General features: G+C 69.4%; 12 protein-coding genes and 4 pseudogenes. 11 read left to right on the forward strand and 5 right to left on the reverse strand.

Translation table 11 applies throughout. The features are described 5' to 3' along the window. The 3 genes from AC07DF_RS40880 to AC07DF_RS40890 all read left to right on the forward strand — a co-directional run. Positions 1 to 2,477: beta-ketoacyl reductase (locus tag AC07DF_RS40880; protein WP_478982616.1), on the forward strand; the 2,477-nt coding region annotated here is incomplete at its 5' end. Positions 2,478 to 2,531: 54 nt separating this feature from the next. After that, on the forward strand, positions 2,532 to 9,671 hold the full coding sequence (locus tag AC07DF_RS40885) for a type I polyketide synthase (RefSeq protein WP_478982667.1): 7,140 nt from the start codon (positions 2,532 to 2,534) through the stop codon (positions 9,669 to 9,671). Between the two features lie 178 nt (positions 9,672 to 9,849). Continuing rightward, entirely contained in the window at positions 9,850 to 10,851 is a 1,002-nt protein-coding gene (locus AC07DF_RS40890) for a TauD/TfdA family dioxygenase (RefSeq protein WP_454366262.1), read from the forward strand. Positions 10,852 to 10,911: 60 nt separating this feature from the next. Here AC07DF_RS40890 and AC07DF_RS40895 read toward each other — a convergent pair whose 3' ends face one another. From AC07DF_RS40895 to AC07DF_RS40910, 4 genes and pseudogenes are all read right to left on the reverse strand, one after another. Then, positions 10,912 to 11,538, reverse strand: a complete 627-nt coding sequence (locus tag AC07DF_RS40895; RefSeq protein WP_478982618.1) for a helix-turn-helix transcriptional regulator — start codon at positions 11,536 to 11,538, stop codon at positions 10,912 to 10,914. A 119-nt stretch (positions 11,539 to 11,657) separates the two neighbouring features. Next, a complete protein-coding gene (locus tag AC07DF_RS40900) occupies positions 11,658 to 13,052 on the reverse strand; it encodes a phenylacetate--CoA ligase family protein (protein WP_478982620.1) in 1,395 nt (464 codons plus the stop codon). 140 nt (positions 13,053 to 13,192) lie between these two features. Beyond that, positions 13,193 to 13,891, reverse strand: a complete 699-nt coding sequence (locus tag AC07DF_RS40905) for a response regulator (protein WP_478982623.1) — start codon at positions 13,889 to 13,891, stop codon at positions 13,193 to 13,195. Further along, positions 13,888 to 14,345: pseudogene (locus AC07DF_RS40910) on the reverse strand (sensor histidine kinase); the annotation flags it as partial. The pseudogene AC07DF_RS40910 and the gene AC07DF_RS40905, both read right to left, overlap by 4 nt. Before the next feature lie 13 nt (positions 14,346 to 14,358). Here AC07DF_RS40910 and AC07DF_RS40915 point away from each other — a divergent pair. The 3 genes and pseudogenes from AC07DF_RS40915 to ccrA all read left to right on the forward strand — a co-directional run. Continuing rightward, positions 14,359 to 14,595 (forward strand): annotated as a pseudogene (locus AC07DF_RS40915) (IS1634 family transposase); the annotation flags it as partial. Positions 14,596 to 14,781: 186 nt separating this feature from the next. Continuing rightward, positions 14,782 to 15,378: pseudogene (locus tag AC07DF_RS40920) on the forward strand (IS1634 family transposase); the annotation flags it as partial. Between the two features lie 261 nt (positions 15,379 to 15,639). After that, the gene (gene ccrA, locus AC07DF_RS40925; RefSeq protein WP_478982625.1) at positions 15,640 to 16,983 is read left to right on the forward strand and encodes a crotonyl-CoA carboxylase/reductase; all 1,344 of its coding nucleotides are present in this window, start codon (positions 15,640 to 15,642) and stop codon (positions 16,981 to 16,983) included. 100 nt (positions 16,984 to 17,083) lie between these two features. Here the strand turns inward: ccrA and AC07DF_RS40930 are convergent, their stop codons facing one another. After that, complete coding sequence (locus AC07DF_RS40930) at positions 17,084 to 17,542, reverse strand: cold-shock protein (protein WP_478982627.1); 459 nt, start codon at positions 17,540 to 17,542, stop codon at positions 17,084 to 17,086. A 137-nt stretch (positions 17,543 to 17,679) separates the two neighbouring features. Here AC07DF_RS40930 and AC07DF_RS40935 point away from each other — a divergent pair. From AC07DF_RS40935 to AC07DF_RS40955, 5 genes and pseudogenes are all read left to right on the forward strand, one after another. Next, positions 17,680 to 17,845 (forward strand): annotated as a pseudogene (locus AC07DF_RS40935) (thioesterase II family protein); the annotation flags it as partial. 408 nt (positions 17,846 to 18,253) lie between these two features. Beyond that, on the forward strand, positions 18,254 to 19,033 hold the full coding sequence (locus tag AC07DF_RS40940) for a TauD/TfdA family dioxygenase (protein ID WP_478982629.1): 780 nt from the start codon (positions 18,254 to 18,256) through the stop codon (positions 19,031 to 19,033). Then, the gene (locus AC07DF_RS40945; RefSeq protein WP_454364344.1) at positions 19,030 to 20,175 is read left to right on the forward strand and encodes a glycerate kinase; all 1,146 of its coding nucleotides are present in this window, start codon (positions 19,030 to 19,032) and stop codon (positions 20,173 to 20,175) included. The genes AC07DF_RS40940 and AC07DF_RS40945 overlap by 4 nt, the downstream gene beginning before the upstream one ends. A gap of 76 nt (positions 20,176 to 20,251) precedes the next feature. Beyond that, entirely contained in the window at positions 20,252 to 21,364 is a 1,113-nt protein-coding gene (locus AC07DF_RS40950; RefSeq protein ID WP_478982632.1) for an Ldh family oxidoreductase, read from the forward strand. Beyond that, positions 21,361 to 22,548 carry a pyridoxal phosphate-dependent aminotransferase gene (locus AC07DF_RS40955; RefSeq protein ID WP_478982635.1) on the forward strand — a complete coding sequence of 396 codons (1,188 nt, stop codon included), beginning with the start codon at positions 21,361 to 21,363 and terminating at the stop codon, positions 22,546 to 22,548. The genes AC07DF_RS40950 and AC07DF_RS40955 overlap by 4 nt, the downstream gene beginning before the upstream one ends. Positions 22,549 to 22,592 lie beyond the last annotated feature (44 nt).

Below are 22,592 nucleotides of genomic sequence, written 5' to 3' on the forward strand. Positions count from 1 at the left end.
TGGAGCCGGTGGTGTCGCGGGTGCCGTTTTGTTCCACGGTCACCGGTGACTGGCTGTCGACCGAGCGGCTGGATGCCGGGTACTGGGTGCGTAATTTGCGGCAGCCGGTGGAGTTCGAGACGGCGACTAGGAGTCTGCTGGCGCAGGGGTATGGGCTGTTCATCGAGTGCAGTCCGCATCCGGTGCTGACGCCGGGGATCACCGAGACGATCGCCGCGGTGGATGTGCCGGGTGTCGTGGTGGGATCGCTGCGTCGTGACGAGGGTGGTATGGAGCGCTTCGCCACCTCGGTGGCGCAGGCCTACGTCCATGGTGCCGATGTCGACTGGACGGCGCTGCTGCCCGGCGGGCAGCGGGTGGAGCTGCCTACGTATGCCTTCCAGCGCCGGCGGTACTGGCTGGAGTCGGAGGTGGGGGCGGGGGGTGTTGGTAGTAGCTCGGTGGATTCGTGGCGGTATCGGGTGGTGTGGCGTCCGGTGGCGGTTTCTGTGCCGGTGGCCGGGGGTGTGTCGGGGACGTGGTTGCTGGTGTCCGGGCTGGGGGAGCGGGAGGGGTGGGTGTCGGCGGCCGCGGAGGTGTTGGTGGCGGCGGGTGCCGAGGTGCGGCGGGTGGAGGTGGATACCGCTCGGCCGGATCGCCGGGCGTGGGCCGCGATGCTGGCCGCGGCGGTGCCGGACGGCGAGGTGTCCCGTGTGGGTGGGGTGGTGTCGTTCCTGGGGTGGCAGGAGTCCCCGCTGGAGGAGTCCGGGGCGGTGTCGGCGGGGCTGGCTGGAACGCTGACGCTGTTCCAGGCCCTGGGCGATGCGCGTATTCCGGGGCGTTTGTGGTGTGTGACGCGGGGCGCGGTGTCCGTGGACGGCACGGGCGGCACGGGCGGCGTGGAGGGCGTGGATCAGGGTCCGCGGCCGGTGCAGGCGCAGGTGTGGGGTCTGGGCCGGGTGGCGGGTCTGGAGGAGCCGGATCGTTGGGGTGGTCTGGTGGATGTCCCGGAGGTGGCGGACGTGCCGGCGGCGCAGCGGCTGGCTGCGGTGCTGGCCGGGGTGGGGGATGAGGATCAGCTGGCGGTGCGTGATTCGGGGGTGTTCGTACGGCGTCTGGTGCGCGCCCCGTTGGAGCCTTCGGCCGCGGTGAGGCCGTGGCGTCCGGATGGCACGGTGCTGGTGACCGGCGGTACGGGCGGCCTGGGCGGCCATGTGGCGCGGTGGCTGGCGTCGTTGGGTGCGGAGCATGTGGTGCTGGCGAGCCGGCGCGGAGCCGGCGCCGAGGGTGCCGGGCACTTGGCGGCACAGCTGGAGCAGCTCGGTGCCCGGGTGTCGTTCGCCGCCTGTGACATGGCGGATCGTGTCGCGCTGGCCGGGCTGCTGGACAGCCTGGAGGCGGAAGGGTCACCGGTGCGTTCGGTGGTGCATGCGGCAGGTGTTCCCGGACGTTTCGTGGCGCTGGCGGACGCTGAGGTGTCGGATCTCGCCGAGGCGCTGGGGGCGAAGGCGCTGGGTGCGACGGCGCTGGATGAGTTGCTGGATTCCGGCAGGCTGGATGCGTTTGTGCTGTTCTCGTCGAATGCCGGGGTGTGGGGTGGCAGTGGGCAGGGGGCGTACGCGGCGGCGAATGCCCATCTCGATGCGCTGGCGGAACAGCGTCGGGCACGGGGCGCGGTCGCGACCTCGCTGGCCTGGGGCATGTGGCACGGCGAAGGACTGGCCAATGAACAGGGCATGGGGGAGGAGCTGAGCCTTCGCGGGCTGCGCGCGATGGATCCGGATCGGGCGATCTCGGTGCTGCACCAGGCGCTGGACCAGAACGAGACCGTCCTCAGCGTCACCGACATGGACTGGAAACGCTTCGCTTCCCTCTACACAGCGGCCCGGCCGAGCACCCTGCTGGACGAGCTGCCCGACGCCCAGCTGACTGCGCACATCCCTGCGGCGCAGACGGACTCCGCGCCCCGCTCCCCCCTCGCCCAGCGCTTGACCGGAATGCCCCCGGCCGAGCAACGCCGGATGCTCCTGGACCTGGTTCGCGGCGAGGCCGGTGCCGTTCTGGGGCATGCGGAGTTCCAGGAGATCGACTCCCAGCGCGGCTTCCTCGAATCGGGCTTCTCCTCCCTCACCGCGGTGGAACTACGGAACCGGCTCAACGCGGTGACCGGACTCAAACTCCCTCCCTCGGTCATCTACGACCACCCCAACCCTTCCGCGCTCAGCCGGCATCTCCAGGCCGAACTGGCACAGGACGGGGGCGACAGCCAGGAGTCCCTCCTCGAAAGCCTCCGGCAGATCGAGGCGGCCGTGCTGGCGGAGTCCGTCACCGACGGCGCACGCACCCAGCTCGTCGAGCGCCTACGGGATCTGCTCTGGAAGGTGGACGACGGCGGACCGGACCCCAAGGCCAACGGCGTCATCGACCGATCCGTGATCGAGTCCGCCACGGACGACGAAATGTTCGCGCTGATCGACGAAGAACTCGGGCTTGAGTAATACGCCCTCCTGATCGGCACTTTATCGAGTGGGAGAAAGAGCGAAATGGTCGGCGTGGAAGACAAGCTTCGGGGTTACCTCAAGCGCGTCATGACAGACCTGTCCGAGACCCGGCAGCGGCTGCATGCCGCCGAGGCCAAGTCGAGGGAACCGATAGCGATCACCGGAATCGGGTGCCGTTTTCCCGGGGGCATCGAATCCCCTGAGGACTATTGGCGGTTGCTCGTCGGGGGCGAAGATGCGGTCGCCGAGTTCCCTGATGACCGGGGCTGGGACCTGGAATCGCTGTACGACCCGGACCCTGATGTGCCCGGCAAGAGTTACGCACGCGAGGGCGCGTTCGTCTACGGGGCCGGTGACTTCGACGCGGCATTCTTCGGAATCTCACCCCGCGAGGCACTGTCCATGGATCCGCAGCAGCGGCTGCTCCTGGAGGCGTCCTGGCAGGCGATCGAACGCGCGGGGATCGACCCGGCCTCGCTCCGTGGCCGCGAGGTCGGGGTGTTCGCCGGGGCGGCCCGGTCCGACTACGTCTCCGGCAGCCGGCAGATCCCCGACAGCGCGGAGGGCTACGCCATCACCGGCGGATCGTCCAGCCTGCTCTCCGGCCGGATCTCGTATGCGCTGGGTCTTGAGGGGCCGGCGGTGACGGTGGACACGGCGTGCTCGTCGTCCCTCGTGGCGCTGCACCTCGCCGCTCAGGCACTCCGTGCCGGCGAATGCTCGATGGCGCTCACCGGCGGCGTGTCCGTCCTGGTCAACCCCTATCCGTTCGTCGGTTTCAGTCGGCAGCGTGGGTTGGCGCGGGATGGGCGGTGCAAGTCCTTCTCGGCGGACGCTGATGGTGTCGGCTGGGGTGAGGGTGTGGGTGTGCTGGTGCTGGAGCGGTTGTCGGATGCCCGGCGGAATGGGCATGAGGTGCTGGCGGTGGTGCGCGGCAGTGCGGTGAATCAGGACGGGGCGAGTAGTGGGCTCACGGCGCCGAATGGGCCGTCGCAGCAGCGGGTGATCCGCGCTGCACTTGCCAGTGCGCGTCTTGATGCCGGGGACGTGGATGCCGTGGAGGCGCATGGTACGGGGACCGCGTTGGGGGATCCGATCGAGGCGCAGGCGTTGCTGGCGACCTACGGTCAAGGCCGGCCGGAGGGGCGGCCGTTGTGGCTGGGGTCGGTGAAGTCGAATATCGCGCATACGCAGGCGGCGGCGGGTGTGGCGGGTGTGATCAAGATGGTGTTGGCGCTGGGGCATGGGGTGTTGCCGCGGACGTTGCATGTGGGGGAGGCGTCGCCGCATGTGGACTGGTCGGCGGGTGCGGTGGAGTTGCTGACCGAGACGCGGCAGTGGCCGCGGACGGGGGACCGTGCGCGTCGGGCGGGGGTGTCGTCGTTCGGGATCAGTGGGACGAATGCGCATGTGATCGTGGAGGAGGCCCCGAGGGCGGAGGCGGATGGCCGGGAGGTTCCTGTCCCGGGTGTGGTGGTGCCGTGGGTGGTGTCGGGGCGCAGTGCTGAAGCCCTGGCGGCGCAGGCGGGGCGGCTGGCGGAGTATGCGGAGGCGCGCCCGGATCTGGATCCGGTGGATGTGGGGTGGTCGCTGGCGTCGGCGCGGTCGGTGCTGGAGCACCGGGCGGTGGTGCTGGGTGCGGGCGGGGACCGGGGCGAGCTGCTGGCCGGGCTGCGTGCCGTGTCGTCCGAGGGTGTGGCGGGTGGGGTGCGTACGGGGTTGTTGTTGTCGGGGCAGGGTGCGCAGCGGGTGGGGATGGGGGCGGAGCTTGCCGGGGTGTATCCGGTGTTCGCCGATGCGTTGGGGGAGGCGTGCCGGGCGGTGGGTGTGGATGCCGGTGTTTTCGCTGATGGTGTCCGGTTGGAGCAGACCCGGTTCACGCAGGGTGCGTTGTTCGCGGTGGAGGTGGCGTTGTTCCGGCTGCTGGACAGCTGGGGTGTGGGTGTGGATTACCTGTTGGGGCATTCGGTGGGGGAGTTGGCGGCGGCGCATGTGGCGGGGGTGATGTCGCTGGAGGATGCGGGTCGGCTGGTGGCTGCGCGGGGCCGGTTGATGCAGGCGTTGCCGCCTGGTGGGGTGATGGTGGCGGTGCAGGCCGGTGAGGCCGAAGCCCTGCAAGCCCTGCAAGCTCTTCAGGAGTGTGGGGGGCGGGTGGATGTGGCGGCGGTCAATGGGCCGCGGTCGGTGGTGTTCTCCGGCGAGGCGCAGGCGGTGGAGCGGGTGGTGGCCTGTTTCCCGGGGCGGCGCAGTCGTCGGCTGTCGGTCAGTCATGCGTTTCATTCGCCGTTGATGGAGCCGATGCTGGAGCAGTTCGAGGAGGTGGCCCGTCAGGTGGGTTACCGGCCGCCGAGGATTCCGGTGGTCTCCAATGTGACGGGCCGGATCGCGGGGCCGGGGGAGTTGGAGTCGGCGGAGTATTGGGTGCGGCATGTGCGGGCGGCGGTGCGGTTCGCTGACGGTATCCGCACTCTGGCTGGTGAGGGTGTGAACGTGTTCCTGGAGGTGGGGCCGGGAGGTGTGCTGGCCGCGATGGCCGAGGAAACCCTCGAAGAGCACGAAGAGTCCGGCACGCCCCGGCTGGTCCTACCGCTCCTGCGTCAGGATCGTCCCGAGCCGCAGTCCCTCACCACCGCACTGGCCCAGGCCTACGTCCATGGTGCCGATGTCGACTGGACGGCGCTGCTGCCCGGCGGGCAGCGGGTGGAGCTGCCCACGTATGCCTTCCAGCGCCGGCGGTACTGGCTGGAGTCGGAGGTGGGGGCGGGGGGTGTTGGTAGTAGCTCGGTGGATTCGTGGCGGTATCGGGTGGTGTGGCGTCCGGTGGCGGTTTCTGTGCCGGTGGCCGGGGGTGTGTCGGGGACGTGGTTGCTGGTGTCCGGGCTGGGGGAGCGGGAGGGGTGGGTGTCGGCGGCCGCGGAGGTGTTGGTGGCGGCGGGTGCTGAGGTGCGGCGGGTGGAGGTGGATACCGCTCGGCCGGATCGCCGGGCGTGGGCCGCGATGCTGGCCGCGGCGGTGCCGGACGGCGAGGTGTCCCGTGTGGGTGGGGTGGTGTCGTTCCTGGGGTGGCAGGAGTCCCCGCTGGAGGAGTCCGGGGCGGTGTCGGCGGGGCTGGCTGGAACGCTGACGCTGTTCCAGGCCCTGGGCGATGCGCGTATTCCGGGGCGTTTGTGGTGTGTGACGCGGGGCGCGGTGTCCGTGGACGGCACGGGCGGCACGGGCGGCACGGGCGGCGTGGATGGCGTGGAGGGCGTGGAGGGCGTGGATCAGGGTCCGCGGCCGGTGCAGGCGCAGGTGTGGGGTCTGGGCCGGGTGGCGGGTCTGGAGGAGCCGGATCGTTGGGGTGGTCTGGTGGATGTCCCGGAGGTGGCGGACGGGTCGGCGGCGCAGCGGCTGGCTGCGGTGCTGGCCGGGGTGGGGGATGAGGATCAGCTGGCGGTGCGTGATTCGGGGGTGTTCGTACGGCGTCTGGTGCGTGCGCCGTTGGAGCCTTCGGCGGCGGTGAGGCCGTGGCGTCCGGATGGCACGGTGCTGGTGACCGGTGGTACGGGCGGCCTGGGCGGCCATGTGGCGCGGTGGCTGGCGTCGTTGGGTGCGGAGCATGTGGTGCTGGCGAGCCGGCGCGGAGCCGGCGCCGAGGGTGCCGGGCACTTGGCGGCACAGCTGGAGCAGCTCGGTGCCCGGGTGTCGTTCGCCGCCTGTGACATGGCGGATCGTGTCGCGCTGGCCGGGCTGCTGGACAGCCTGGAGGCGGAAGGGTCACCGGTGCGTTCGGTGGTGCATGCGGCAGGTGTTCCCGGACGTTTCGTGGCGCTGGCGGACGCTGAGGTGTCGGATCTCGCCGAGGCGCTGGGGGCGAAGGCGCTGGGTGCGACGGCGCTGGATGAGTTGCTGGATTCCGGCCGGCTGGATGCGTTTGTGCTGTTCTCGTCGAATGCCGGGGTGTGGGGTGGCAGTGGGCAGGGGGCGTACGCGGCGGCGAATGCCCATCTCGATGCGCTGGCGGAACAGCGTCGGGCACGGGGCGCGGTCGCGACCTCGCTGGCCTGGGGCATGTGGCACGGCGAAGGACTGATGGCCGGCCAGGAAGACGTGGCAGAGGCGTTCGCCCGGCTCGGTATGCGCGCGATGGATCCGGAGCAGGCGATCTCGGTCCTGCACCAGGCGCTGGACCAGGACGAGACCGCTCTTACCGTCAGCGATGTGGACTGGGGACGCTTCGCTTCCCTCTACACAGCCGCCCGGCCCCGCCCGTTCCTCGACGACCTGTCCGACGTCCAACAGCTCCACCGCCCGTCGGAAAGCGCTCACGAAGGCGCCCACGAGGAGTCCGCGTCCCGCTCCGCGCTGACCGACCGCTTGGCCGACAGCCTGGCCGGGATGCCCCCCGCCGAGCAGCACCGGACGGTACTGGCGCTGGTGCGGGCCCAGGCCGCCGCCGTACTCGGGCACGGTTCCGGGGACGAGGTGGACGGCGACCGGCAGTTCATGGACCTCGGCCTCAACTCGGTGACCGCCGTCGAAATGCGCAATCGGCTCAACGAGGTCACCGGACTGCGCCTGCCGGTCTCGTTGGCCTTCGACCACCCCACGCCGCACGCGCTGGCCCGCTATGTCCGGGCGGTGGTGATGGGCACCGAGGACGATGCCCTGACGGAGACCGCCGCCGAGACAGCCGCGGTCATCACGGGTGCTGACGACGACCCGGTCGCGATCGTCGGAATGAGCTGCCGTCTGCCGGGCGGAGTGGAGTCACCGGAGCAGCTGTGGGAGCTGGTCATGGCAGGCCGGGATGCGATCTCCGACCTGCCGGGCGACCGCGGCTGGGAGGCCGTGGAGCGGCTGGCGGAACTCGGGGTGGACCTGGCCGGCGGACGCTGGATCCGTAAGGGCGGATTCATCGACAGCGCCGCCGAGTTCGACGCCGAGTTCTTCGGAATCTCCGCTGAAGAGGCGCTGGCAATGGACCCGCAGCAGCGGCTGCTGCTGGAGATGTCCTGGGAAGCGATCGAACGGGCGGGTATCGACTCGCGGACGATGCGCGGAAGCGGCACTGGTGTTTACGTCGGTACCTTCTACCAGGCGTACTGGGCGGGCCCGGACGGGATCGCCGAGGACGTCAAACCGTTCCTCGGGACGGGAGTCAGCCCCATGTTCGCCTCCGGGCGGATCGCCTACGCACTCGGCCTGGAGGGTCCCACCCTCACGACGGACACCGGATGCTCGTCATCGGGGGTGGCGCTGCACCTGGCGTGTCAGGCGGTGCGCCGGGGCGACTGCTCCTCCGCACTCGTCGGCGGGGTGACCGTGCTGTCCAGCCCGATGGGCATGCCGGACCATGGCGGTATCGCCTCCGACGGCCGTTGCCGGGCGTTCTCCGCGGATGCCGACGGGACCGGCTGGGGTGAGGGTGCGGCGATGGTGATGATCGAGCGGCTGTCTGAGGCCCGCCGCCTCGGCCACCCGGTCCTCGCGGTGATCCGGGGATCCGCCGTCAACAACAACGGTGCGAGCAACGGCCTGTCGGCCCCCAACGGTCCGTCGCAGCAACGGCTGATCCGCCAGGCGCTGGCGAACGCCGGGCTGTCCGCGGACGAGGTCGACGCGGTGGAGACGCATAGCACGGGCAGCCCTCTAGGCGACGCGATCGAGGCGCAGGCGCTGCTGGCCGCCTACGGTCAGGACCGTCCGGCGGACCGGCCTGTGCGGCTGGGCACGGTCAAGTCCAACATCGGTCACTCGCAGGCGGCTTCCGGCCTGGTCGGCGTCATCAAGATGGTCATGGCGATACGCCGCGGTGTGCTGCCGAAGACCCTGTACGCCGAATCCCGCTCGCCACGGACGGACTGGGATTCCGGAGCGGTCTCGCTGCTGACCGAGACGGTGCCGTGGCCGGACACGGGCCGGCCGCGGCGCGCCGCGGTCTCCTCTTTCGGAGCCAGTGGCACCAAAGCGCACATCATTCTCGAACAGGACATGCCGCCACTACCGTTCGCGGACCAGACCTCCGCGATCACCCCTGCCTCGGAGCACCACCGTGCCGGCCCGGTGCCGGTACTCGTGTCGTCCCGGAGCCGTGACGGGCTGCGGGAACAGGCGTGCAGGCTGAAGGAGTTCATGGCAGACCACCCGGAGACCGGGCCGCACGACCTCGCCTGGTCTCTGGCGACCACCCGGTCGGCGTTCGAACACCGGGCCGTGCTGTTCGCCGAGGACCGGGATGAGCTGCTGGCGGCGCTGGCGGCCGTGCAGCGGGGCGAAGCCCCGGAGCAGATGGTGGGCGGCAGGGCCGCGACGGACACCAGGACCGGGCTCCTCTTCACGGGGATCACGAATCTCACAGGGGTCACGGAGCAGGGGGCACGCTCCCTCGGAGCCGAAAGCCGGCGCAAGGGCGCCGCGAAGGAGCTGTACGACCGCTTCCCGGCCTTCGCCGACGCACTGGACGAGGCGTGCGCGTGCCTCGATGCCGCCTACGCAGGCCTGGAATCCCCGACGCGAGACATCGCACTGGGCCTGGACCCGGACGGGGTGACACCCGATCCGGTGGTGACTCGCGCGGCGTCCTTCGCCCATGAGGTCGCGTCAGGCGCTTTGCTGCACCAGCTGGGCCTCGAACCGGAGGTCTCGGCCGGGCAGGGCCTCGGCCTGATCGCCGCTGTTCACGCGGCCGGGACACTGACCCTCGAGGACGCGGCCACCCTGGTCGTCGCCGCGGGCCGACTGCCGAAGGCGGCGGGACCGGCGGCCGAGGAGGAGTTTCGGCGCGCGGTGAAGCATGTGAGGCTTCACCCGGCGCGCTTGCCCTGCGTCTCCGCCCCGACCGGTGAACCACTCGTGTACGAGCGCCTGCTGACGCCTGGCTATTGGTCACGAGAACGCGAGACAGACGAGACCCAGGAGACCCACAAGGCGGCCATCGGCGCACTGGCCGGCAGCGTCGCCCTGACACGAGCCGAGCCCGCCGCCCTGAACGAGGGCCTGCGGCCCGGTGACGGTGTGCTGCGGGCCATTGCCCAGGCGCACGTGAGTGGCGCACCGGTCGCCTGGCGGCGGACGCTGTCCGCGCTGGGCGTGCCGGACGTGCCCGTCGAGCTTCCCACGTATGCCTTCCGGCGCGACCGCTACTGGCTGAAGGCCAACCCTGTGGCAATGTTCGGCAATGCTCTGGTCGCAAAGAACGCTTCCGGCTAGACCGGCGCACGAGCCATGGGGAATTGATCGAATACCCGCGGGGATCACGTCCCGTCTTTACGGGACATGTCGAGGACTGCGGCGGCACCGAGGATTAACCCGGAGAAGAGGTATCGCCCGGCGGCCGTGCCGTCGAATTAAACCAGTACGGGGGGCAGCGATCCCTCAGGGAGTTGTGATGACTGTTGCCGCACCTGTCGATGAGCGGAGCCCGGTCGTGGAGCTGAGCCGGGCCGAGGCGAATTCCGTTGCCCGGACAGCCGAAGGACTCTGTGCGGCCGGCCATGAGCGGGTGGACAGTGAGGGGTTCGTCCGGCTGGCCAGGGAGGTGTGGGAGGACATGCCGCGGCAGTTACGGCGTACGATGCGCGAGTTTCGCCGAGATTCCGGCCGTCATGGTGCTCTCATATTCCGCGGTCTGCCGGTTGGCGCCGGGGCACTTCCGCCCACACCCAATGCAAGGGGCTCGGTGCAGTCCACGGTGACCGTCTCCGCCGCCGTTCTGCTTCTCATGGCGCATGGTCTCGGCGACCCGGCGGCCTTCCGGGAGGAGAAGTCCGGGGCGCTCGTTCAGGACGTCGTCCCCGTTCCCGGGCAGGAGGAAATCCAGGGCAATCCCGGATCGGTGCTGCTGTCGTTCCACATCGAGAGCGCGTTCCATGAACACCGTCCCGACTATGTGTCGCTGTTGTGTCTACGATCGGACCAGGAAGGCGTCGCGGGGCTGCGAACGGTATGTGTGCGGCAGGTACTCTCCGCGCTCAGCGACGAGAGCCGGGAAACGCTGTTCCGCGCGGAGTTCCAGACCGCACCGCCGTCCTCGTTCGCCCTCGACGGCGATCAGGCCCCCGTTCACGCCGTCCTGTCGGGCGCACCGCACGACCCGGATCTCCGGGTCGACCTGGCCTCGACGACGCCCCGGACATCGGCGGCCGCGGCCGCTCTTCTGGAGTTGGGCGAGCTCTTCGACAGCACTGCCGAGACGTTTCATCTCATCCCCGGCGATCTCGCCGTTGTGGACAACAGGGTGGCGGCACACGGTCGCACTGCTTTCCGGCCCCGCTACGACGGCCAGGACCGCTGGTTGCAGCGCACTTTTGTCATGAGTGATCTACGGCGTTCCCGCGACCACCGGCCCCACGACGGCTACGTTCTCCATTCTGGAGACGAAGGGGCATAAGAATTCCGCAAACGAAGAGGCGTGAGAAAGGTGGACTGAAAGGTGCCCTCGTCGAACCGGTTACCCGACGCCGCTCACCTGACCGCCAACATCACTCCCGGCATCGAGGCCGCTCAACATCGCCGCGCGCGTCAGTTCGGCTTTGTTGCCGAGATCGAGCTTCGATCTGATGCGCTTGACGTACGTGTCGACAGTGTGCGGGCTGATGGCCAGGGCGCGGGCTATTTGCCCGTGCGTCAGACCGACCGCGATCCGGGCGAGAACCTGTTGTTCCCTGGGCGACAGTGCGCCGGGTTCGACGTTCTGCTCGGTCACGTCGGCGAGTTGAGAATGGGGTGCGATTCCGTCGAACGTGACGGTTCTGACCACCTCGACCACGGTACTCGCCGGGGCACTGCGGTCGATCGTGGCGGCTGCCCCGGCCCGCCGATACTCCTCCAAGGTCCGGTTGTCACCGGCAGGGACGATAAGAACAACCGGTACGCCGGGAGGGATCTCTGCGGTGAACGCGCCTGGCGATGTGTTGTGCACGGTTTCCCGGGCGACGAGAAAAACGTCCGCACCAGTGGTACGACGCTCCTCCCACACGGTGTGCACGCCGATGACCGTGAAACCCGCGCGGACGAGTATGTCGGTCAAGCCGTGGGCAAAGATCGGGAACGCTTCGAAGATGCCGACTTTGATCACATAAGCCCCTGGCGATCCCGAACTCGTTTCTTTGACGAGGTCGAGGATAGGACGGCCGGGCCTTGGGGGGTCCTCAGCCGCTCCTCGCCCGGTCCTCACAGCAGGTCCGCGGCGGCCCGTCAGGTGACGTCTTCGCGCGCCTCGTCCAGAGGGATGATCAGGCGGTACTTGCCGCCCGCTGACTGCTGTGGCGCATCGGTGTCGAGCGTGACCTCGACGTTGTGCAGGCCGTGCTCGCCGAGGAACCGGTGGACTTCGGACCGCACGTTGTTCCACACGTGATCGGCGTCGGCGTCACGCGCGTGCTTGACCCGCACACCCAGGGCCGTCCGGCTCGTCTGCACCACTTGCGCGAGTTCAAGCCCCGGAGCCATGTCCACGACGAGAGCCAGTGCCCCCGGCGGGACGCCGACCGCACGACTGCGGACATCGTGGAAGGTGAGCGCCTCGGTGGAGCGCCCCTTGATGCGGATCGCGGTGAACGGACTGCCGCACGGGCACGGATCGGGCCGGGTGAGGACGGAGTCGCCGAGGTCGTAACGCAGGATCGGCTGGACGCGGTTCGCGAGATTGGTCAGCAGCACGGTGTGCGAGTGTTCACCGGCCGGCACCGGGCGGTGCTCGGCGTCGACCGGCTCCAGGATGACCCAGTCGGCGTTGACGTGCAGCCAGCCGTGCGCACAGCTGACCGCGGCCGACATGAACTCCGTGGCGCTGTAGCTGTTCGCGATCCTGGCGTCGAAGACCCGCGCGATCCGCTCGTACCCCTGTTCCGTCAGGCCCTCGGCGGACAGGACGACCAGCCGCGGGGAGATGCGCAGGCGGCCGGCCTCCTGCTCGCCGGCGAGGAGCGCCACCTGGCCCGCGTAGCCGACCAGGATGTTGGGCTGGAACCGGTTGAGCTCGTCGACGATCTCCGGCAGGGGTGAGAAGACGGAGAAGCCCCGCACTGTCTTGCTGCCCTTTCCGTCCCTGACGATGGACCGCGGCAGCACGGTCGAGGACGCGAAGTGGCCGCCGAGCGCCATCACGTACGCCATGCGTCCGCCGCCCCGGACGATGGCGCGCACATCGGCCGGCCGAAGCCAGCTCTTGAAGGAACGCAGGGCGAGCGCGCTGGTGACGGCCGTGCTCCGCTTGTCGAACACGAAGATGCCCCGGACGCCGCTGCTGCCCGACGTGGTGCCCACCCGGTATTTGCCGAGAAAGTCCGTCCCCACGAGTGCGGGGTCGTCGGTGAACGCGACGGCCCGCTCCAGTGAGACATCACGGTCCGTCACCCAGTCGTCGAACCGCCCCATGAGGCTTTTCTTGTCCGTTATGGGAAGTGTGGTGATGTCGCCGACATATTCGGGCAGACCGCTGTAGAGCTCGCGATAATAGGGTGAATGGGTGCGGGCATGGGACACGGCCGCGGCCAGACGCGTGGCGCGTCGCCGTTCCAGCTTTATGGGTCCCTCTTTCTCTGCCCGGCGTATGTCGAGAAGGAGTTGGGCGGTTCTGTAGACACTCATGCAATACCCGCCGTGGTGTCGCTCAGGCTACTCGGTTGAAAGTTTACCGAGTAGCGATTATTCCGCACGCCGGCCTCGAAGGATGGGAGTTTCTCAGGTTTTTTCTAGACCGTTTTGGAGGCTTTCCCCCGCGATGGGCATTATCCGCGCCCCTGCGCGCTGCTGACCCACCGATAGACCAGTTCAGGCCTGCCGACCTGTCCGTAACAGGGACTCCGTCCTGCCCGGCCCGCCGACACCAGATGCTCCAGATACCGCCGGGCCGTGATCCGGGAGATCCCCACGGTCTCCGCGACGCCGGCCGCCGTGAGCCCTTCCTCGGCCTCCCGCAAGGTGCCCGTCACCCGCTCCAGCGTCGGCGCGCTCAGCCCCTTCGGCAGGGCGGCCGGCCCCGGCGCCCGCAGGACGGCCAGCGCCCGGTCGACCTCTTCCTGCCCGCTCGCCTCGCCCGCCGCCGCGTGGAACTCCGCGTACCGCACCAGCCGGTCCCGCAGCGTCGCGAAGGTGAACGGCTTCAGGACGTACTGGACGACGCCCAGGGAGACCCCCTCCCGCACCACCGCGAGATCCCGCGCCGACGTCACCGCGATCACGTCCGCGTGGTACCCGGCCGCCCGCAGCGTCCGCGCCGGCTGCAGCCCGTGCACGTCCGGCAGATGCAGATCCAGCAGCAGGTCCACCGGTATCCGTTCCAGCGCGCGCCGCGCCTCCGCCCCGGTGTGGACCTTGCCGACGGCCACGAAACCCGGCACCCGGCCGACGTACATGACATGCGCGGCCGCCGCCACCGGGTCGTCCTCCACGACCAGCACGCGAATGGGGTGCCCGTCCACCGTCATGCGTCACCTCCTGGCACCGGAGCGGACTCGACCGCCGTACGTTCCGCCGCCGTAGGTTTCTCCGCCGTAGGCAGCGGCAACCGCACCTCGAACTCCGCCCCGCCCGCGTCGGCCTTCCGCACCGACAGTGTCCCCTCGTGCCGCGCGACCGCCTGCCGCACCAGCGCCGGGCCCAGCCCTCGCCCGTTCGCCCCGCCCGGCTTCGTGGAGAAGCACCGCTGGAAGACGAGCTCGGCGTGCGCGGGATCCACCCCCCGGCCCGGTGTCCGAGACCCGCAGCACCCAGCTCGGCACCGTCCGTGTACGCCGTCACCGTCGCCCGCGCCCGCCTGCTCCCCTGCGCGGCGTCCACGGCGTTGTCGATCAGGTTCCCGAGGATCGTCACCAGGTCCCGGGCCTGAAGGCTCTCCGGGAGTAAACCGTCGTCCAGTCGGCTGTCCTCCGACACCACCAGCACCTACTTCGAGCTGGAGGAGTCCGACGAACCGGTCGCCCGCGACAGCACGGGCCGCAAGCTGGAGGGCGGCCAGGCAGACGGCGACGCGACGCAGGCCGGGTTCCGGACCTACGGCAAGTCGAAGGACTCCCGCGACGACCTGCCGCAGATCGTCATCGGCATGGCGGTCACGCGGGACGGGATCCCGGTCCGCTGCTGGTGCTGGCCGGGCAACGCCTCCGACCAGACCCTGATCCGCCAGGTCAAGGACGAGATCCGGGACTGGACCCTCTCCAAGATCGTGTGGGTGGCCGACCGCGGCTTCTCTGGGCTGGCGACGACCCCGACGGCCGACTTCTACGACCTGGTCGTGATCGGCGGCGGCCCGGCCGGCAGGGCCGCTACCAGGACGTCGGCGAGAACATGCGCGTGAAGGAAGTACGAAGCGGCCGAGCATGACCGGCACATGCGCGAACAACTCGTAGCCCAGCTAGCCGACTTGATCACCGACACCGACAAACTCAGCGACTTCAAGCGGGGCGAACTGCGCGGGCGGATCGCCGACAAGCCCGGCCTGAACCGCTACCTTCGCGCCACCCCGGCCGGCAAGCTCCGCATCGACCAAGCGAAGATCAAGGCGGAGGAGAACCTCGACGGGAAGTACCTCCTGCGCTGCTCGGACCCCCATCTCAGCGCCGAGGACATCGCCCTGGGCTACAAGCAACTGCTCGAAGTCGAGTGCGGCTGGCGCGACATGAAACAGATCATCGACCTGCGGCCCGACTACCACCGCCTCGAAGAACGCATTCGCGCCCACGTCATCCTGTGCTGGCTCGCCCTCCTGCTCATCAGGATCACCGAGACCACCGCCGGGGGCACCTGGCCGCGGATCCGACGCGAACTCGACCGCCTCCACCTGGGCACCTTCACCGGCCCCACCGGAACGTTCCAGCAGGTCACCGCCCTGACCAAGCCCCAGCGAGACCTGCTCGCGAAGCTGGAGATCCCTATCCCCAAGCAGGTTGTCACGCTCCAGCCCGCACCCCGCTGACCAGCACGAACGCCACCGCGTAGAGAAACGCCCTCCAGGCGGTCCCACCCATGTCTGCCCAGGTCAAAGCCCGGAGTAACTTGACCCGATCAAGACGGCTTCGCCCGTCCAAGCCTCCTAGGGGCACGAGGCCGCGATGTAGGGGTTTCGGCGGGCAGGTCGGCCTTTTACGGTCCTCAAGGACCCGAGTCGGGATTCGTCTCCTGCCTCGATCGACAACGCCGCACCGCCCAGTGACGCCCCGCATATCGAGGTAGTGACATGGAAGCCATAGTGAGCGCCGTATTGTCCGGCGAAGCGACCTCCGAAGACTTCGCCGGTCTGCGCATCCCCGAGAGCTACCGGGGCACGGTTGTCCGAAAGGAAGAGGCCGACCTCTTCGAGGGATCGCCTTCCGCGGACAAGGATCCGCGCAAGTCGTTGCATCTCGACGACGTTCCGGTGCCGGAGGTGGGGCCGGGTGAGGCCCTGGTGGCCGTGATGGCCTCCTCGGTCAACTACAACACCGTCTGGTCCGCGATCTTCGAACCGCTGCCGACCTTCCGCTTCCTGGAACGGTACGGAAAGCTGTCGCCGCAGGCCAAGCGTCACGACCTGCCGTACCACGTCATCGGCTCCGACCTCGCGGGCGTCGTCCTGCGCACCGGCCCGGGCGTCAACGCCTGGCGGCCCGGTGACGAGGTCGTCGCGCACTGTCTGTCGGTCGAGCTGGAGTCCTCCGACGGCCACAACGACACGATGCTGGACCCCGAGCAGCGCATCTGGGGCTTCGAGACCAACTTCGGCGGTCTCGCCGAGGTCGCGCTGGTCAAGTCGAACCAGCTGATGCCCAAGCCGGACCACCTGAGCTGGGAGGAAGCGGCGGCCCCCGGCCTCGTCAACTCCACCGCCTACCGGCAGTTGGTCTCCCGCAACGGCGCCGGCATGAAGCAGGGCGACAACGTCCTGATCTGGGGCGCGAGCGGCGGACTCGGCTCGTACGCCACGCAGTTCGCGCTCGCGGGCGGGGCCAACCCGATCTGTGTCGTCTCCAGCGAGCAGAAGGCCGACATCTGCCGGGCCATGGGCGCCGAGGCGATCATCGACCGCACCGCGGAGCGCTACAAGTTCTGGAAGGACGAGCACCACCAGGACCCGCGCGAGTGGAAGCGCTTCGGCAAGCGCATCCGCGAACTCACCGGCGGCGAGGACGTCGACATCGTCTTCGAGCACCCGGGCCGCGAGACCTTCGGCGCGAGCGTCTTCGTCACCCGCAAGGGCGGCACGATCGTCACCTGCGCCTCGACCTCGGGCTACATGCACGAGTACGACAACCGCTACCTGTGGATGTCGCTGAAGCGGATCATCGGCTCGCACTTCGCCAACTACCGCGAGGCCTGGGAGGCCAACCGGCTCATCGTGAAGGGCAAGATCCACCCGACGCTGTCGAAGGTCTACTCCCTGGAGGAGACCGGGCAGGCCGCCTACGACGTGCACCGCAACCTCCACCAGGGCAAGGTCGGCGTGCTGTGCCTGGCGCCCAAGGAGGGCCTGGGTGTGCGGGACCACGAGAAGCGCGCCCAGCACGTCGACGCCATCAACCGCTTTCGTGAGCCAGGTATTTGACCTGCGCCGCCCAGCCAAGAAACGGGCCAGGCAGGAAGGATGCGGCAAGTACGGCGAGCCGACTGTCCATCCATGCCTGGCCCACAATGACATCACCCAGTCACGAGGCGATCCACCGTCGTGATTTCGCCAGCTCGACGACAATGCCGCGGACCTCTCTGACCTGTGCCGCAGTGAGAGTATCGGCTCGTTCGAGCAGCGCTTCTGTGAGGTCGGCACGGAAGCGTGCGGTGTCCTGCGGACCCGCTTCAAGGGCGTCGTCGTCCGTGTCGCTCAAGAACACCGGCTGCCGCTCGGTTGGCGCGCTGTCGACCTCCGCACCCCGAGTGACCCGATGGGAAGAGGGTTGGTAGACGAGACGGATCTCCGATGCTTTGGGCCCTTTTTCTCCCATTTGCAAGAAGAACTCTACTTCGCTGCCCTCCTGATACAGGAACTTCTCGTCAAGGAGGTCATTCGCGTGCATGAACACGTCGTCGCCACCCTCCTTGGGCGCGATGAACCCATACCCCTTGACCTCGTCGAACCGAAGGACTTTACCCAACGTCAACACAGCCATACCCCCAACACACACCGCAACATGAGGAGTCGCTCCCTCAATGAGCAACCCAAGGGAGGAATCTACAGTCCCTGCTCGGCAGCGTGCGTGTTTTATCGCCAACCCCCGTTGGGGGACAACACTGGCCCTCGCCGAGGATCAGGTGCTTCCACCCGCTGCCGGGGGGCCCGCGTCCGCGTGGTGTGCTTCCCGCACGCCGGTGGCTCGGCGTCGTACTACCACCCGGTGTCGAGAGCACTCTCCGACCCAGCCGAGGTGTTGGTGCTCCAGTACCCGGGCCGTCAGGATCGCAGGACTGAGCCCTACTCATGGTTTCCGGGCGGCGTCCCCCCGGGCGACTCGTCCCTGAGTCGGTGCACGCGTCAACGGAAGCCCAACTGATCGCACACGTCACGTCCGGGACCGGCTCTCCCAGGAGTCGCACGTGCGTCGTACAACGTGGACGATGCGCGAACAGTACGTTCGGATGACACAAACATGGCGGTTATTTGAGGGAAACTCAGGTCAACCGAATCGTCGACGCAGACAACTCCTCTACAACCCGCGGGTCGAGCGGGTCACGGCAATACGCTGTGTGGCAGGCAGGGGGCGTCGGTGACGAACAACGGGGATCGGGTCGGTCAAGGGCGGGCACAGGGGGACGGGTTCGATCCCCTGCGTGTGCCGGTGGAGGGGAACCTTCGGGACTACTTGACCTACGCGGACGAAAGCATGGCCGACGAAGCCGCGGCGCGGGCCGAGTTGGGAAAGTACGTACGCACATATCTGGACGACGGCGCCGGAGTGCTGGTCCTCGCCGGGCTTCCCGCCGATCGCGACAGCGGTGAGCGAGCCGTCTCCCGCGCGACCAGCCTGATCGGCGCGCCGCTGCCGCAGAACCGGGAAGGCACCCTCGTCCGCGAGGTGAAGGACCGGGGCATGAGCATCAGCCAGCGGGGGCGTACCCGGTACTCCGACTCCCGGCTCGGTGGTGACCTGCACACCGATGGCGCCGAGGCGGCGCTGCCCGCGCCCGATGTGTTCACGCTCTTCTGCGTACGCCAGTCCGAGTGGGGCGGGGCTCTCCAGTGCTTGCACGTACGGGACGTGGAACGCGCACTCGAGCCGGGCGTTGTGCGGACCCTGCGGGAACCCTTCCATTTTGACCGGCGCGGCGACCAACAGCCGGGCGAGGCCCCCACGACAACCAAACCCGTCCTGTTCACCCAGCGCGGACGGCCCGCCATCACCTACCTGCGCAGCTATATCGACCAGGGCCACGATCACCCGGACGTGCCTCCCCTCACCGCCCGGCAGCGGACAGCCCTTGACGCTCTTGACGCGTTGATCGGTTCGAGCAGCGCATTGCTGACCGGAAAACTGCGCGAAGGCGAACTCGCCCTGTTCGACAACCTGGCATTGCTGCATGGGCGCACGGAGTTCCGGGACGAGCCCGACCACACCCGGTTGCTCCTGCGCACATGGATACGTCGCACCATCGAAGCGTCGTGAACGCCGGCCAGGCGGCCGCCGCGGACATCGTGGTGGCTCCCAACTGCATGCGCGGACACGCCTCGGCCACTGAAGTGGCCGCCGCGCTCGTCGCAGGCGTCCGACGGGCCCGGCCCGCCGCGAGCGTGCTGGCCCGGCCGCTCTCGGACGGCGGCGACGGCACGCTCGACGTCCTGCACGCGACCCGGGGCGGCCGCCTCCACCCGCTGGACGTCATCGACGTTCTCGGTCGGCCGGCGAAGGCCCGATGGCTCGCGCTCGACCGGCACACCGCCGTGGTCGAGAGCGCCGGGCTCTGCGGTCTGGGGGCACTGCGCCCCCACGAACTACGGGTGCTGGAGGCCAGTTCGGCCTCGGTCGGCCACGCCATCGCCGCGGCCGTCGCAACAGGTGCCACCACCGTCCTCGTGGCTCTTGGCGGAACAGCCGTCACGGATGGCGGCGCCGGCGCGCTGGCCGCGCTCGGAGCCCGCTTCCTGGACCGCGGAGGTCGCGAGACGGATCCCAGCCCGGGGCGCGTCACCGGGGCGGTGCGCGTCGACCTGACCCCCGCCCGCTCGCTGCTGTCCGGGGTGACCGTGCGCCTGCTCGCGGACGTACGCACACCCCTGTCGGACAACCTGGACACGTTTGGAGCCCAGAAAGGCATCACCGCCCAGAACCGTCCGGCAGCCGTCCGAGCCCTGCATCACCTCACCGGCCTGCTCACGGACGCCGGCGACCGCGGTGCGACAGAGCGATTCCACACCCCCTGGTTCGGGGCCGGCGGCGGCATCGGCTTCGGACTCTCCGCGGTGACGGACACCACCGCCCGCAGCGGTGCGGAAGCACTGCTGGACATCACCGACCCGGACGACACCATCGGCCAAGCTGACCTGGTCCTGACCGCAGAAGGGGCCATCGACGAGGGAACCTGGCAGGGCAAACTGCCGGGCAGTATCGCCCGGCTGCGCCGCGAACGCGGACTGCCCACGGCCATGGTCGCCATGCGTGCCGACGAGCCCGCCGACCATCCGCTGGTCACCACTCACCTCATCGACAACCCGCGCCCCGGCGCCCCCCTGACAGGACCCGCACTCCGGCGGGGCCTGGCGCGGGCCGCCGCGGAGGCATGCGCGGCCCGGGCGGTCGCGGAGACGTAAGCCCAAAGCTCGACAAACAGTGCGACAAGCCGCCGATGACACGGCCGGCTCGAAGAAGGCATGGAGCTGGAGGGACATGTACCACAGTGATCGCACCGACCGGGCTTTCGTGGTCGGCAGGAAATCCCTGACCGAATTCGTCGTCGAAGCGCTCGTGTCGGTCGGCGCCGCCGAGGCCGACGCGGAAGTGACGGCCGAGGTCCTAGTGGCCGCGGACCTCGCCGGTGTCGACAGCCACGGAGTCGCCCGGCTCCGCCGGTACGTCGAGGGCTTGCGCGCGGGCACGATCAACAAAGGTGCGCGGCCGCGCGTGGTCCGTGAGGCCGGGGGCGTCAGCGTCGTCGACGCGGAGAACGGGTTGGGGCAGCCCGCCCTGTGCCTGGCCGTCGACCTGGCCGTCGAACGCGCCAAGGAACACGGCGTCGCGGCGGTGGCAGTACGCCGGTCGAACCACATCGGCATCGCAGGCTGGTACACCGAACGTGCCGCCAGAGCCGGAACGCTGGCCCTGGTGACCACCAACGCCACCCCTCAAGTCGCTCCCACCGGCGCTGCCGAGCCCATGTTCGGCACGGACCCCGTCAGCTACGCGGTACTCACCGACGGCGAGCCGCTCTGCTACGACGCGGCGACCAGCATCGTCCCGCGCGGCAAGCTGGAGCGGCTGCACCGGGAGGGCAGGCCCATGCTCCCCGGTTGGGCCGTCGGACCGGACGGTGTCACTTCCACCGACATTCCCCTGGTCGTCGCCGGACTGCGAGCCAGAGAGGGCTACGCGCTGCTGCCTGTCGGCGGCCTCGGCGAGGAGCACGGCGGCCACAAGGGCTCCGGGATCGGCCTGCTGGCCGAACTGCTCTGCGGACCCCTCACCGGCGCGAGCTGGAGCCGTCACACCTACGGACCGCAGGGTGCGGACCTCGGACACTTCGTGCTGTGTCTGGACCTCGCTGCGTTGGGCGACATCGGACGCATCACGCGCGACATCACGGCGATGGCGGATGAGATCCGCGCGGGTAGCCCCGTCGACGAACGGACTCCTGTCCGGCTTCCCGGCGATCGCCGCCATCGCTGCGCCGAGGAACGCTCGGCCAACGGCATACCGCTGCTCCGGCCCGTCGTCGAGGATCTGGGCAAGATCGCGGAACTCGCCGGTATCAGGCCGCTCACCGCCAGGGAGGGCCAGCTGTGAACGACGACCCCGGCAGCGCGACTTCCGCCTCATTCCTCCACGAGAAAGCCCCGGCGGCCGATCCCATAGACCTGTCGTCCGGACAGATCCTGGAGCCCTTACCCGAGATCGCACGCGCCGCTGTCCGCCGGATGCTGGACTCCCCACGCGTCGCCGCGTACGCGCCCGGCACCGGTTCGACGGAACTGCGCTCGGCCGTGGCGCACCACTACAGGCTCCGCACCGGCACGGCCGTCGACGCCGAGCACATCACGATCACCGCAGGCGGCCGGCACGGCTTGTTCGCGGCCATCGCCGCCGTGGCGCGCGATGGCGAGATCCTCGTTCCGGCCCCGTACTGGAGCCACTACCCGACCGTCGTCCAGCTTGCCGGCGCCACAGCGGTCGCCGTGCCGGGCGACCCGGAACACGGGCTGCTCGTCGACCCGGAGCGCCTGGACGCCGCCCGTACACGCCGTACCCGGGCCGTACTCGTCAACAGCCCGGTCAATCCCTCGGGGGCCTGCTACGACGAAGAACGCATGCGCTCGCTGCGCGAGTGGGCGGCCGACCGGGACATACGCCTGATCATCGACGACATCTACTGGGCCTACGGCCCGGACGTCGACAACCGTGTCCAGGCCGGGCCGCACGAAGTCGTCATCGGCGGGGCTTCCAAGGTGTACGCCCTGGCCGGTCTGCGTGTCGGCTGGGTATGGGCGGACCCTCGGCTGACCGCGGAGGTACTGGAGATCGTCGAGCACACCACCGGGCCCGTCTCCGGCCCGGCCCAGGCCGCCGCCGCCGCGGTGCTGCGGCACGAGAACGACACCGTCGGCACGGGCACGGCGACCGGAGACGGCGTCGCCCGGCGTGCCGCGGAACTGGCCGCTCAGCGGGCCGTGGCGCTGGAGGCCATGTCCGCGGTCCCGTACCTGAAACCACTGCCGGCTGCCGGTGGGATCTACCTCTGTCTCGACGCGTCGCAAGCGCTGGCGCGCCGACTGCTCGGTGCCGACGACGACCAGCAACTGTGCCGCGCGCTGAGGCGCGAGGCCGGAGTCGGACTCCGCGCCGGCTCGACGTTCGGCATGCCCGGCCATCTGCGGCTCTGTGTCGCGGAACCCCATGACGTCCTGCGCACGGCCGCCCGTCGCCTGACCTCGTGTCTGTCCGCGGCGGCCGAGCTGTCACTCACACCGTAGGAGAAGCGTGACCATCACCTCATCCGAATCGTCGACCACCCGCA

The organism is Streptomyces sp. NPDC044719 (assembly GCF_056433405.1).

Excerpts from the sequence above, each read along its gene's own strand:
- AC07DF_RS40890 (WP_454366262.1), top strand. The coding sequence starts at position 9,850 with ATGACTGTTGCCGCACCTGTCGATGAGCGGAGCCCGGTCGTGGAGCTG.
- AC07DF_RS40900 (WP_478982620.1), bottom strand. The coding sequence starts at position 13,052 with ATGAGTGTCTACAGAACCGCCCAACTCCTTCTCGACATACGCCGGGCA.
- AC07DF_RS40905 (WP_478982623.1), bottom strand. The coding sequence starts at position 13,891 with ATGACGGTGGACGGGCACCCCATTCGCGTGCTGGTCGTGGAGGACGAC.
- ccrA (WP_478982625.1), top strand. The coding sequence starts at position 15,640 with ATGGAAGCCATAGTGAGCGCCGTATTGTCCGGCGAAGCGACCTCCGAA.
- AC07DF_RS40930 (WP_478982627.1), bottom strand. The coding sequence starts at position 17,542 with ATGGCTGTGTTGACGTTGGGTAAAGTCCTTCGGTTCGACGAGGTCAAG.
- AC07DF_RS40940 (WP_478982629.1), top strand. The coding sequence starts at position 18,254 with ATGGCCGACGAAGCCGCGGCGCGGGCCGAGTTGGGAAAGTACGTACGC.
- AC07DF_RS40950 (WP_478982632.1), top strand. The coding sequence starts at position 20,252 with ATGTACCACAGTGATCGCACCGACCGGGCTTTCGTGGTCGGCAGGAAA.